General features: G+C 53.4%; 6 protein-coding genes and 3 pseudogenes. 2 read left to right on the top strand and 7 right to left on the bottom strand.

What is annotated here, in order from left to right:
* Positions 1-292: 292 nt before the first annotated feature.
* From AB1S50_RS16065 to AB1S50_RS16035, 7 genes and pseudogenes are all read right to left on the bottom strand, one after another.
* A pseudogene (locus AB1S50_RS16065) lies at positions 293-643 on the bottom strand (transposase); the annotation flags it as partial.
* Between the two features lie 20 nt (positions 644-663).
* Positions 664-1,377, bottom strand: a pseudogene (locus tag AB1S50_RS16060) (IS3 family transposase); the annotation flags it as partial.
* Between the two features lie 5 nt (positions 1,378-1,382).
* Positions 1,383-1,649 (bottom strand): annotated as a pseudogene (locus AB1S50_RS16055) (transposase).
* 116 nt (positions 1,650-1,765) lie between these two features.
* Complete coding sequence (locus AB1S50_RS16050; RefSeq protein WP_367151994.1) at positions 1,766-2,482, bottom strand: polysaccharide deacetylase family protein; 717 nt, start codon at positions 2,480-2,482, stop codon at positions 1,766-1,768.
* Between the two features lie 490 nt (positions 2,483-2,972).
* Entirely contained in the window at positions 2,973-5,492 is a 2,520-nt protein-coding gene (gene secD, locus AB1S50_RS16045) for a protein translocase subunit SecD (RefSeq protein ID WP_367151993.1), read from the bottom strand.
* A 673-nt stretch (positions 5,493-6,165) separates the two neighbouring features.
* Positions 6,166-8,346 carry a malate synthase G gene (locus AB1S50_RS16040; RefSeq protein WP_367151992.1) on the bottom strand — a complete coding sequence of 727 codons (2,181 nt, stop codon included), beginning with the start codon at positions 8,344-8,346 and terminating at the stop codon, positions 6,166-6,168.
* A gap of 176 nt (positions 8,347-8,522) precedes the next feature.
* The gene (locus tag AB1S50_RS16035) at positions 8,523-9,458 is read right to left on the bottom strand and encodes a LysR family transcriptional regulator (protein ID WP_367151991.1); all 936 of its coding nucleotides are present in this window, start codon (positions 9,456-9,458) and stop codon (positions 8,523-8,525) included.
* A gap of 114 nt (positions 9,459-9,572) precedes the next feature.
* On the opposite strand from AB1S50_RS16035, the gene aceA reads away from it, so the two are divergent.
* Together aceA and AB1S50_RS16025 are read left to right on the top strand one after the other, a co-directional pair.
* Positions 9,573-10,907, top strand: coding sequence for an isocitrate lyase (aceA, locus tag AB1S50_RS16030; RefSeq protein ID WP_367151990.1), 1,335 nt, complete (start codon positions 9,573-9,575; stop codon positions 10,905-10,907).
* A 799-nt stretch (positions 10,908-11,706) separates the two neighbouring features.
* Positions 11,707-13,521, top strand: a complete 1,815-nt coding sequence (locus AB1S50_RS16025) for a M4 family metallopeptidase (protein WP_367151989.1) — start codon at positions 11,707-11,709, stop codon at positions 13,519-13,521.
* Positions 13,522-13,759: the final 238 nt, after the last annotated feature.

Genomic DNA, 13,759 nt, shown 5'->3' with positions numbered 1-13,759 from the left:
AACGATTCCAACTGCACTGTTGTGAAAAGAGACTCCTGAAAAACATCCATACCGCGCACTGAACCAAAATCCTCTGTGGGTTATCGTTTTCCGTATTGTATCTAACCCAATGTTCTCAGGCGACAAAATCAACAGCCTGCTAGAGCACAGTATTTTCTTCTGACTCTCGAAGATCCGCGATCGCAGGCTATTAATTGATCTACTCGACTGCAACGTAACCAGCTCCAAATCTGCCGGGCGCAATTGCCCCTTACCTCATTCTTTATTCCGTGCCGGAGCAGCACTCTTTCACCTATATAGGCACCAGTCTTGCCGCAGCCTCGCAGAAGATTTCTCTGTCTGGCATTGACGTCGGTAGCAGGAATCGCAGGCGCCCTGTGTTTTTAATCACCACAGCTGCGACCTTGATCAAGCGATTGCGTAAGGTGCCAACCGACGCTTTCGCCAGCGGCGTACTCCTGAGCTGTTCTCGCAGCTCTTCGAACAGTATCCAGGCCAATGCCGAGAGCAGTAGCCGCCACTGATTCGGCCACCAGCGGTGGCAGGAAGTGCGGCCCGCGAACAGATCCAATTGCTGGTCCTTGATGCGGTTTTCCATGTCTCCGCGTGCGCAGTACAGCTGGCGGTATAGCGCCTCGCCATCACCGTCCAGATTCGTAGTCTTACTTGGCGGAGGTTTTCGAACAGGTACGCATCTAAGACCTCGGTTCGGTAGCTGCGATTGAACCATTCGATGAATGCATTCTGGTTCAGTTTGCCCGGCTCGATGTAATCGATGAGAATGCCATGCTCCCGACACCAGTCGGTAAATACCTGTCCAAGAAATTCCGGGCCGTTGTCTGTTCTCAGCATGTCCGGCAACCCGCGTTCTTCCTTGAGCTGTTCGAAGACTCTGACTAGCCGCGCACTGGGCAGTGGGGTATCCATTTCAATGGCCAGACATTCTCGGTTAAAGTCATCAACGATGTTGAAGGTGCGGAACCTTGGGCCTAGATAAACTGCATCACTCATGAAGTCGGCGGACCAGACCTGATTAGGCTGTTGGGGTGCAACCAGCGGTTGAGGCTTCCTCACCGGCAGCCGCTTCTTGGTGCGACGACGCCTATTGAGCTTAAATTCCCGGTATATACGCCCAACGCGTTTGTGGTTGGCGGTACAACCTTGGCGCCGCAATCGGTCGAACAGCTTCCAGAAACCGAGCCCCGGACATTGCTCCGTCAGCTTTAACAGGGGCTCGATCACATCCCGATCTCGCTCATACCAGTCCACCAACGGCTGATACAGGGCCGATCGCGATAGCCCAATACAGCGGGCGGCTTTGCGTTTGGATAGCCCGTGCGCCTTAACCAGGTGCGCTACGGCATCACGCTTCTCGATCGGCTTCAGAGCTTTTTTTCAATCAGATCCCGCATGGCTTCGGCTTCCATGGCCTTGTCCGCGTACGCACGCTTCAGCTTGGCGTTTTCTGCCTCCAGCTCCCGGATACGCTTTAGTTGCGACACGTCCAGACCACCGAATTTAGCCTTCCACGCATAGTAGGTGGTGGAGCTGATACCTTACTTGCGGCACACCTCCTTCACCTTCATTCCCGCCTCGGCCTCCTTGAGGATCGAAACAATCTGGTTGTCCGAGTATTTTGATTTCTTCATGTCGGCCTCCTGACCATAGTTTGTCAGAATGCGCTAAGTTTAAAACTTTCTACTTATAGGGGAAGCTTACGGCTTTAGCTGGGGGCTCCAAGCATCCTCACATTATCATTTTTTTATTATCCATCTGCTCGGCCAATCTCTATCAATTCAGATACAGTAACAAATTTATAGCCTTCCATTTTCAACCCCAGGATGATTTTCGGCACGGCTGCCATAGAATTTTTTCTGGACTCAAACATAACATGAAGCATAATTATTGATCCAGGGCGTATATTCTTTAGAGCATAATCTGTAATTTCTTCCGGGGTTGCGCTTATCGGTAGTTCGCTATCTGGTGCAACATCCCAGGTCACGCTGACGATGCCAGATTTTTTCAGGTAATAGGGCAAAGCGAATAATTTCTTGCCATATGGCGGTCTGAAGGTGATTTCATCCTTAAAGCCTGACTTTCTGATTAGGGAATTTGTCCTTTCGACCTCCTCGGAAATAAATCCATAGCGTTTGAAAACCATACACTCATGAGTAAAAGAATGATTCCCTACTTCATGGCCTGCATCTACAAGCATGCGGGCTAATTGGGGATTTTTCTCAATTGACTGTCCTATAAGATAAAAGGTTGCCCTTACCTTATATTTATCAAGAATTCCTATAATTTCTTCTGTCTTGCCCGGAGACGGTCCATCATCGAATGTAAGCGCAATCACCCTGTCCTGGATTTCCGCATGATCAACCAAATCTCCAACGAATTGAAACGAGGTACTTTTACTGATTTTAAACAGGAAGAAAAGCGACCCAAAAATCATCAGTACCCCAAATAGTATATTTCTCAACATGTCATCATCATTTAATCATTTATGGATAGTGACAAGAATTTACCTCAACTCCATTAATCTCTATCACTCATAGTAATTCTCTGCTTTCCCCACAATGAGGCGCGCAACAGCAAAGAGTAGTTTTTATCAGGAAGCCTGCGTATAAAATTCCTCATACTGTAACTACGGAATCCTAACACCCTGCACAGAGGGCATTCCTGACTCTACGCAGGCTTTGTGGTGATTATATTCGCAGTAAATACCGATGCGCAACCAGCAGCAGAATCCCCCAAGGGGAGCATTTCCTTAATTTATTTTCGAGGAGTCAAAGTGTATAAATAGCCTGTATTAACCGGACGAGTGCGCTATTGGCCATCTGGTACCCAGCCAACTCCCAGGATGGGTTGGCCGGGCATACTGACTTTTCTAATAGGTTACTACCGCAAACTAACCAAATGCTAGACTTTTCTTCGGCAGGTTCAAATTTAGTGTGCCACTACAAACCGCTGTCCTAAGGCATTTGCTCCAATTGCGCCCGGATCTCATCGGCGGTCGGCCGCAACTGGGACAACCCTTTTTTTAGTCTTCTCTGCCCAAGATAGTACACAATAGGTGCTGCGACAAAAATAGAGGAACTTGTGCCAATAAAAATTCCAAACAGCATTGGCAATGCAAAGCTGGCCACGGCAGCTCCTCCGGCGATCGCCATTGGCAGCAGCGCAATAAAGGTGGTTGTCGAGGTGAAAACTGTCCGCGTCAAGGTGGAGGTGATACTCTCATTGAGTAGTTGCAGGAGCGGTTTATCCGGCGTTTGTCGCAGGTTTTCCCTGACTCTATCAAAAACAACCACTTTGTCATTGATGGAGTAACCCATAAGAGCCAACAATGCTGCTACTGCCGTGAGATTAAATTCCACACCGGTCAGCACAAAAAAACCGATTGTCTTGGTGAGATCCAGGGCAATGGTCAGGATTGCTGCCAGGGCAAAGTGATACTCGAAACGCATCCATAGATAAGCCAGCATACCAGCGCCAGCCAGCAGTAATGTCAAAATAGTCGCATCAGAGAAATTGCCACTCACCTTGGACCCGACCATTTCCACACGGGGGAATTTGGCCTCAGGCGAATCCCGCAGCACGGCTTGTTTTAGCTGCTCCACGGGCAGACCCGTGGCGACCTCATCATCCCCCTGTCCTGCATTACCCAATGGGACACGAATCAGGTAATTTCCGCCACCCTCGCCAAATTCCTGGATGGCTGCATGGTTGAAGCCTTGCTGAGTCAGGGTTTTTCTCAGGTCCTCGACGGAGGTGTTCGGCGCCTGAACCTCTACGAGGGTTCCACCGCTAAAGTCAATCCCGTAGTTCAGCCCTGGATGGATGAAAAGTATCACTGCAGATAGGGATAACACGACGGATAGGGCAAGTCCGGCAATCCGCCCTCTCATAAAATTAATGGTTTGGCTGCTCAGCCGATTGAGAAGTTGGATACCAGAGAGCTGGAACGGGCGCCGACCAGCTTTACGCACACGCCACTTCATCAGGGGTCGCGTTACAGAGATGGCTGTAAACAGGGATGTCAATAACCCTATGCCAATAGTCACGGCAAAGCCCCGTACCGGGCCGCTGCCAAAGAAAAACAACAGGCTGACGGCGATGAGGGTGGTAAGGTTGGAATCCACTATGGTGCGATAGGCCTGCTTGAATCCTTCCTCGAATGCTCCGTAAGCTGACCGACCCTTGCGGCCCTCCTCCCGAATACGTTCATTGATGAGTATGTTTGCATCCACTGCCATGCCAACGGTGAGGATAATTCCCGCAATACCCGGCAGGGTGAGTGTTGCCCCCAGTACACTGAGAACCCCGAATACAAGGCCAACATTAACACCCAACCCCAGACAGGCGATCAATCCCCAACGGCGATATACGGCTAGCATAAAACCGATCACCAGCACTGCGCCAATAAGGCCTGTGGTTATCCCCATGGCAATGGAGTCCCTGCCAAGGTCCGGGCCCACAGTGCGCTCTTCAATGACCTTCAATGGTGCAGGCAGTGCCCCAGCGCGTAACAGTACGGCCAGATCGCCTGCCTCGCCGGAGGTAAAGGACCCGCTGATTTCTCCGCTACCCCCAGCAATTACACCGCGAATCACCGGGGCCGTGATGACACGGTCATCCAATACAATAGCCAGTGGACGACCAATATTTTGCCTGGTCATGTCGCCAAAGAGCCGGGCGCCCTCTTTGTCGAGCCGAAAGTTGACCACTGGCTCTCCCGTTTCCGGGTTATAGGCTAACCGCGCATCGGCGATGTGCTTGCCTTCGAGGGCAACCCGCCGTTCCAGCTTGTAGGGTGCTCCATTCTTACCCGCCAGAGTAATGGTGCTGACATAAGAGTTGGAACTGTTAGGGGCGGCCCAGTGGAAGCTCATTTTTGCAGTAGTGCCCAGGAGCTGACGGATATGCTGTGGATTATCTACACCGGGCAACTGCACCTGGATACCATCTGAGCCCTGGCGGGTAATACTCGGCTCCACCAAACCCACTTCATCCAGGCGTTGCCGTACCACCTGAAGACTACGCTCCACGGCATCAGCGGTCAGGCTGTCGCGATATGCGTCAGTAGTTACAAGGGCAAGCTGTCCATTGTCTCTATCAATTGAATAGGAGGAGGCATTCCCTATGGATTTAACAACATTGCGGGCAATAGACTCTAAATCATCCAGACTTACCGAGCCTTTGGGGGCAATATAAATAGCCTTCTCAGTAGTTCTTGATATGCTGTAGTCAAGCTGTGCGCCGTGCAGGGCTGTGCCAATTTGTTCAGCCAGTTGCTCGTTCTTACTTTTCAGCAGATCCCGCGTATCCACTTCCAAAAGCAGATGCGATCCACCGCGCAAGTCGAGCCCCAGAGCCAGGGTATTGGCTGCGTACCAGTCGGGCAGTTTGCCGACAACGGAGTCAGGTAAAAGGTTGGGTAGCGCACTGAGCAGGCCCAGAAAAATAGCCAGGCAGTACGCAACCGCTCTCATAGAGAGGAATTTCATGGTTAACCCTCATAAGATATTTGTGCCAACAGTGGCCAAATCTAATTTGTAAAGAAAATTGAAAACAGAGGATTAAACTTGTGGCGGCTCGCGTGGGGACGGCAGTTGGTAGCGGATTATTCCCGTAAACTGGACATTTGTGAGAAAGGGGGAATTGAGTGGGAATAAATAGGGGTCAAATAGGCTTGTAGCAGTTACGCCTGCCCAGCAGGGTTGGTCGGGACTGTCGCCGGAATCGGAAAAAAACTTGCCTTTGCGAACACCGGGTCGGACACGTAAATCGCTGCCAGCACCGGCTAAAACCTGCTGTGCCCCCTGGCCGGCGAATACCGGCGGTGCTATTCCGTTTCTGTGATCCGGCAGATTTACAGCCCAGACAATCAATCCACAAAGGACCAGGAATCCCAAAGGAATAGTCCATTGAGAAGGGACTCTGCGGATAATTTGTAATAGCTGTGTAGAGACCATATGGAATCTGGAGTGCTAGCTTTCTAGACACTCACTATGGGGGCGCCGGTCACCGAAATCAATAGGCGGTCAGCTTTGTACGGGATTGGCCGAAAAGGGCCCACAATCCTTCTGGGTTGCTTTCAACCAGTTGATTTTACGCTGTTTTCCAATAGGCCCTTGTGCCGGGCTGGTCTGGCTAAAGTGGGGTTTAACGCCCCCCTTGAATCGCCTTGAATTCTCTGCGCCGCCGGTGCAGAACCGGTTCCGTATACCCGTTGGGTTGTGAACAACCCTCCAGTACCAGTTCACAGGCAGCCTGGAAGGCGATGCTCTGCTCGCAGTCCGGTGCCATATTGCGATAGCCGGGGTTACCCGCATTCTGCTGATCCACCACCGCTGCCATGCGGCGCATGGTCTGCATCACCTGCTCGCGATTGACGATGTCGTGGCGCAACCAGTTGGCAATGTGCTGGGAGGAAATGCGCAGAGTGGCGCGGTCCTCCATCAGGCCCACATTATGGATATCCGGTACCTTGGAGCAACCGATTCCCTGCTCCACCCAGCGTACTACATATCCCAGAATCCCCTGGACATTATTGTCCAGCTCCAGCTGTATCTCCTCTGCGCTCCAGTCGGGGTGGTCCGCCACCGGCACCGTGAGGATAGCGTCCAGTTTGGCCCTGGCCCGTTGGGTCAATTCCTCCTGGCGCTGGTCGACGTCCACCTGCAGATAGTGCAGCGCGTGCAGGGTGGCCGCCGTTGGGGACGGCACCCAGGCCGTGTTGGCACCGGCCAGCGGATGGGCGATCTTTGCCTCCATCATAGCCGCCATCTGGTCCGGGACGGGCCACATGCCCTTGCCGATTTGAGCCCGACCCCTGAAGCCCGTCGCCAGGCCCATATCCACATTCCAGTCCTCGTAGGCGGCAATCCATTTTGACTGCTTCATGTCGCCCTTGCGAACCATTGGTCCGGCCAGCATGGAGGTGTGGATCTCATCACCGGTACGATCGAGAAATCCGGTGTTGATAAATACCACGCGTTGCCTCGCTGCGTGGATACAGCCCTTGAGGTTGACGGTAGTGCGCCGCTCCTCATCCATAATTCCCATTTTGATGCAGTTGCGCTCCAACCCCAGCGCGTCCTCAATACGGTCGAACAGGGTATTGGCGAAGTGTACCTCTTCCGGACCGTGCATCTTTGGCTTGACGATATAGATGCTGCCAGTGCGGGAGTTCTTCATCTCCCCTGCCCCGCGCAAATCGTGCAGGGCGATCAGGCTGGTAACCATAGCGTCCAGGATACCTTCGGGCACTTCCTTGCCATCGCCATCTATCACGGCGTCACTGGTCATCAGGTGCCCTACATTGCGCACCAATATCAGGCTTCTGCCGGGCAGTGTGATGGAGGTACCATCCCGTGCTGTATATTCGCGATCCGGATTCAGCTTGCGCAGCAGGGTTTTGTCGCCCTTGCGGATTGATTCCTCCAGGGTACCCTGCATCAAACCCAGCCAGTTGCGGTAGACGGCCACTTTGTCCGCCGCGTCCACGGCCGCAACGGAATCTTCACAGTCCATGATGGTGGTCACCGCCGCCTCCATCAGTAAGTCCCTGATTCCGGCGGGATCGGCTTTGCCCACGGGGCTGTCGCGATCTATCTGAATCTCGAAATGAAGGCCGTTGCGCTGCAGCAGAATAGCGCTCGGCTCACTGGGATCTCCATTGAATCCGATAAACTCTCCGCGGCGCTTTAAAGTCGCCACTTCCCCATTGCGCAACAGGGCTTCCATCAACAAACCATTGACCCGGTATTCCACCACGTCGCGGTGACTGCCGTTGGTAAGCGGCACCGACTGATCGAGAAAATCCCGGCCAAACTCGATTACCCGCTCACCGCGCAAGGGGTTGTAGGCAGCGCCCCTTTCCGCACCGTCCGCCTCACTGATCACATCGCTGCCGTAGAGTGCGTCGTAGAGACTGCCCCAGCGGGCATTGGCCGCATTCAGCGCATAGCGCGCATTCATCACCGGAACCACCAACTGCGGTCCCGCCACAGTGGCCATTTCCGGGTCCACCTTATCTGTGGAAATTGTGAAATCCCCAGGCTCGTCCAGGAGGTAGCCGATTTCCTGCAGGAAGTTTCTGTATCTGTCCAGGTCACGAAAAGCACTGGGATTTTCTTCGTGCCAGCGGTCGATGGTTTGCTGTAGTTCATCCCGCCGCTGCAGGAGGGCGCGGTTGAGCGGAGCCAGATCGACCAGTATCTTTTCCAGAGCGGCCCAGAACGCTTCGGCACTGACACCGGTCCCCGGCATCACTTCATCGTCAATCAGTTTCTGCAGTTCTGATGCCACACGCAGATTGCCGATTTGAACGCGTTCTGTCATAGCAGTGTCCTTGATTGGGAAAAACTTCTGTTGGGAAAACTCCGGGCATTCTACACAGTGGGTTATTTATAGCGCTAATTTATAGATCGAATCTCCGCCATTCATTTTCTGAATTTTGGCCTCCCAAAGCAGAAGCACAACAACGGGTGGGTCCCAGTGTCGCACTCCGCGAACCACTACAACTGGCGCGCCGTATCCAGAATCAGCCGGCGCAGCCAGCGGTGCGGTGCGCTTTGCTGGAGCAAGGGGCTCCAGGCCATCTTCAACTCCAGCGGAGGAATTTCCAGCGGAGGGTCGCGGCGCACAATGCGTGGGTTGTCGCGGGCCAGTTGCGCCAGTCGCGTGGGTACCGTCACTATCAGGTCGCTCTGCTCCGCCAGCAACATGGCCACCTGGTAGTGGCGGGTAAAAACAGCGATCTCACGCTTCTTTCCCAGCCGCGCTATGGCCTCGTCAACCCAGCCCAGGCGCTGCACATCCTCCGGGTTCACGCCGACGCCGACCCCCATCCCGGTCTTGCTCACCCAGATGTGCTGAGCGGCCAGATAGCTGTGCAGATTGTAGTCGCGAAGAATGGGGTTATCCGCCCCCATGACGCAGGAAAATGCGTCCTGCCAGACAGTGGCCTGGTGAAAGCTCTGCGGCATACTGTCGAAACGGTTGATCACCATATCCACCTTGCCCTGCTCGACATCCACAAAGCTCACATCGCTGGGAGTCATAATATCCAGGCTGATACCCGGAGCCAGCTCTCGCAGCTGGGTCAGCAGCGATGGGATCAGTGTCGATTCCGCATAGTCGCTGGCCATGATCCGAAAAGTCCTGCGCGCCTGTTGCGGCTGGAAATCCCGGTTCGGCTGAATCACACGGTCGATACAGGCCAGTGCTTCGCGGGTCATAGGCTGCAGTTCCAGCGCCCGCTCGGTGGGCATCATGCCCTCCCTTGTGCGCACCAGCAAAGGGTCGCCAAAAAGCTCCCGCAACCGCTTGAGACCGTTGCTCATGGCGGGTTGTGACAGGCCAAGGTGGTTGGCGGCACGGGTGACATTGCGCTCCCGCAGCAGCACGTCCAGGTACACCAGCAGATTGAGATCGGCTCTTTCCAACTTCATAACATATTTGCCAAACTAATAGCGAAGATAATAATAATAAATTAGGCGAATTATGCCAGCATGCCTAACATAATCAACACTTATTCGCAGTCACAGTTTCGAGGAGAGTGAGAGATGACCACTGGCAGTTATGAGCGCAATGCGGAAATCGCGGCCATCGACAAGGAATGGGCGGAGAATTTCCGCTGGCAGGGAGTCAAGCGTACCTACAGTGCCGAAGATGTAGTACGTCTGCGCGGCTCGCTCAAACGCGAAAACACCATCGCCCAACACGGCGCCGAGAAGCTCTGGCAATTGCTACACGAGGGTGGCCGCCCCTCCTTTCGCCCCGACAAGGATTTCGTCAACGCCCTCGGCGCCCTGACCGGCGGCCAGGCAGTACAACAGGTGAAAGCCGGTGTGCAGGCCATTTACCTGTCCGGCTGGCAGGTGGCAGCGGATGCCAATACCTCCGAAACCATGTATCCGGACCAGTCTCTCTATGCGGTCGACTCGGTACCCTCCGTAGTGCGCCGGATCAACAATGCCCTGGAACGCGCGGATCAGATTCAGTGGAAGAGCGGTAAAAACCCAGGTGACGAAGGCTATATCGACTATTTTGCGCCGATAGTGGCGGATGGCGAAGCGGGTTTCGGCGGTGTTCTGAACGCCTACGAGTTAATGAAAAATATGATTCGCGCCGGTGCCTCCGGTGTCCACTTCGAGGATCAGCTGGCGTCCGTAAAAAAATGTGGTCATATGGGCGGCAAGGTGTTGGTGCCCACCCAGGAGGCTATTCAAAAATTGGTCGCCGCGCGGCTGGCGGCCGACGTCGAGGGCGTAGCCACCATCCTGGTGGCCCGCACCGACGCCAATGCGGCCGACCTGCTCACCTCTGACTGCGACCCCTACGATGCCCCCTTCCTTACCGGCGAGCGCACAGGTGAGGGTTTTTACCGGGTCAAAGCCGGCATTGACCAGGCAATAGCCCGCGGCCTGGCGTACGCGCCTTATGCAGACCTGTTGTGGTGCGAGACCGCCACTCCGGATCTGGCCGAGGCGAAAAAATTCGCGGAAGCCGTTCACAAGGAGTACCCGCATCAGCTGCTGGCTTACAATTGCTCGCCCTCCTTCAACTGGAAAAAACACCTGGACGATACCACTATCGCCAAATTCCAGCGGGAACTGTCGGCAATGGGTTACAAATTCCAGTTCATTACCCTGGCAGGCATCCACAATATGTGGAACAGCATGTTCAACCTGGCTTATGACTATGCCCGCGAAGATATGTCCGCCTACATAAAATTACAGGAAAAAGAATTTGCCGACGCAGACAAGGGCTACACATTTGTCGCCCACCAGCAGGAGGTCGGAACCGGCTACTTCGATGATATGACCAATGTTATCCAGGGCGGCCAGTCTTCCGTAACCGCCCTGACCGGCTCAACTGAAGAAGAGCAGTTCAAGTAAATTCCGATTGCCAATTTCCATACTGTGATTGGGCCGCCTAGAGGCGGCCCTTTTTTTTCTTGCACTCCGGCAATAGATGTCGCGGCCATTCAGAAGCTATTTTTACGTCAAGGCAGCTTTGGCTTTTACCACAACCTAACCCCCACTTTAGACAATCTGCTTTCCACATGGAAAATGCATATAAATCAATGCGTTAAGAGCGATTAATGAAAAATTTATTAACTATGTGTAGCTTCTACTTAAAACGAAGTTTTAGTGACAGGAATCGGAGTTCCCTGATTCGCAGCTCCCGAAATACCGCAGAATCAGAATGAGTTAATTGTCTTTAAAAATCTCCGATGCACTTTCATCCGGTGCCGCCACTTCCCTAAACCAGCCACCCAAATTAAGAGGCCAACCAGGCTGGTGGCAAATTGAAATAAAGGGACCAATTAGAGTCCCAAATGCAGGATAACTATTGCAGTTTTGTGAACTAATTCGCAAAAATTGGGAGCAATTCATAAAAAATTCACCTTTTTGTCATAGAGGGCGATATCCGTAGTAACCTTATGCCGTCCGGAGATACCGGACATGTAAATCTCTAGGTTTAGAGAAAGTGGAATGCCATAGCAGTCAGTTGCTCTCTTCCCAGGCATTCCGGTTCGTCTTCTGCATTCTGACCATTCCAGCGAGCCGGCTTTTTCGGGCTAAGCTTTGTCATTTTTGCGCAAGGATTTAAGCGCCTAGTAAGTATTGCCATGGGGTATTCCCCTGCCCGCAGGGCCCGGCAAATACACAAGCACATATAGGGAAATATCAAATGAAACAGCTTTTACTTGGGATTACCTGTTCACTGGCCTTAGTTACCAGTGTCCAGGCCGCAGATAAAGTTCCAGCGACTCCGGATATGCTGCCTGCACAGACGGGGGCTGCGGCGAGATCCGATGTCAGTCTGGAAAAGGTGCGCAGTCGCACCTTAGCCGATGGCCGGGTTGTTACCCGCTACCGCCAGACCCATCAGGGAATACCGGTATGGGGCCAGACGGTTACCGGTTCGAGCCTGGGCTCAGCGGTAAAGGTTACCGGCAACGTAGTCACAGGGCTCGCTGTGGAGCTTCCCTCTGTGCAACCATCACTCCCGGCTCGCAACGCGCTGGAGCGGGCTATGTCCAGGGCGATCGACAACCGCCTGCAGGAGGGTTCTCTAACAGGGGCCCTGTCGGTACCGGCCCTGCGGCTAGCCGCGCGGAACCCGAACCAGCGATTGTATATTTATCTCGACCAAAACAACCGTTCCCGCCTCGCCTATCTGGTCAATTGGGTTGAGTATGGCGATGAACCTTCTAGGCCCTTCTATTTTATAGATGCGCGCACTGGCGAGGTATTGGAGCACTGGGAAGGCCTTACCTTTGCACAGAATGCCACCGGCCCGGGAGGTAACGAGAAGACCGGTCGCTACCTCTATGGCACCGATTTCCCGCCAATGGTTGTCGATGACAGCTGCCGCATGAGCACCGACAATGTGGAAACCGTCGATATGGATAACCGCACCAGCGGTGGCTCCGTATTCCAGTTTAACTGTCCATTCAACGATTACCGCTTTATCAATGGCGCCTATTCGCCTCTCAATGATGCACACTTCTTCGGTGGAGTGGTATTCGATATGTTCAGCGACTGGTATAACACCTCACCACTGACCCAAAAGCTGCGTATGCGGGTCCACTATGGCAACAGCTTTGAAAATGCCTTCTGGGATGGCCAGCAGATGACTTTCGGGGACGGCGCCAGCCGTTTCTACCCGCTGGTCAGCCTGGATGTGTCGGCGCACGAAGTCAGCCATGGTTTTACCGAGCAGAACTCTGACCTACAGTATTTTAACCAGTCCGGTGGCGTCAATGAGGCTTTCTCGGATATAGCCGGCGAGGCGGCAGAGTACTATATGCGCGGCAGCAATGACTGGCTCGTGGGTGCGGAAATTTTCAAAAGCAGCGGTGCCCTGCGTTATTTTGAAGACCCCACCCTCGATGGACGTTCCATCGGCCACGCCAGTGACTATTTTAACGGCATGAACGTGCATTACAGTTCAGGGGTTTTCAACCGGGCCTTCTTCCTGATCGCCAATAGCAACGGCTGGGATACCCGGCAGGCATTTGATATTTTCGTACTCGCCAACCAAATGTACTGGAGCCCCTCCTCCAGTTTTGTCAATGCGGCCTGCGGTGTGGTATCTGCCACCAACGATCTGACCTATGACCTAACCGCTGTGACTGCAGCATTCGACACCGTTGGTGTGTCCACAGCCAGCTGTGGCGGCGGTAACCCGGGTGGCGGTGTTCTGGTCAATGGTGTACCGGTGACAAGTCTCTCCGGCACAACCGGTGACGAAATTTACTACACTTTGACAGTGCCTGCCGGTGCCAGCAACCTGGTTTTTCAGATGTCCGGTGGCAGTGGCGATGCGGACCTCTATCTCCGCTATGGTGCACAGCCTACGACAGGCACCTACGATTGCCGCCCCTATTTCGTGGGCAATAATGAAACCTGTAGTTATTCCAACCCCCAGGCCGGCACCTATTATGTAATGGTACGTGCTTACAGCAGCTATTCTGGTGTCTCCCTAATGGGTAGTTTTTAAAAGAGGTGACACTATTAACCTGGCAATTCACTAAGTTGTCGGATTAATAAAAGGGGCAGCCAGTGGTTGCCCCTTTCTATTGGATAGGATTCGAAGATTTTGCAAGTTGGCAAATAGCGCCAGTTTAGAAAGCTGAGATTGATTGGTTTACCTTCCACCCTGTCACCCGCTTACCAACCAGGTCTTTGACTGGACGTGCAGAAAAATAACAAATTTTGGAAGCTCTCGCTGGCGGCAC

Source organism: Microbulbifer discodermiae, assembly GCF_040742695.1.
In the GTDB taxonomy this organism is placed as follows: domain Bacteria; phylum Pseudomonadota; class Gammaproteobacteria; order Pseudomonadales; family Cellvibrionaceae; genus Microbulbifer.
Note: the sequence above shows the minus strand (reverse complement) of the source record. Positions and strands in the feature narration are given on the sequence as shown.

Excerpts from the sequence above, each read along its gene's own strand:
- AB1S50_RS16050 (WP_367151994.1), bottom strand. The coding sequence starts at position 2,482 with ATGTTGAGAAATATACTATTTGGGGTACTGATGATTTTTGGGTCGCTT.
- AB1S50_RS16035 (WP_367151991.1), bottom strand. The coding sequence starts at position 9,458 with ATGAAGTTGGAAAGAGCCGATCTCAATCTGCTGGTGTACCTGGACGTG.
- secD (WP_367151993.1), bottom strand. The coding sequence starts at position 5,492 with ATGAGAGCGGTTGCGTACTGCCTGGCTATTTTTCTGGGCCTGCTCAGT.
- aceA (WP_367151990.1), top strand. The coding sequence starts at position 9,573 with ATGACCACTGGCAGTTATGAGCGCAATGCGGAAATCGCGGCCATCGAC.
- AB1S50_RS16025 (WP_367151989.1), top strand. The coding sequence starts at position 11,707 with ATGAAACAGCTTTTACTTGGGATTACCTGTTCACTGGCCTTAGTTACC.
- AB1S50_RS16040 (WP_367151992.1), bottom strand. The coding sequence starts at position 8,346 with ATGACAGAACGCGTTCAAATCGGCAATCTGCGTGTGGCATCAGAACTG.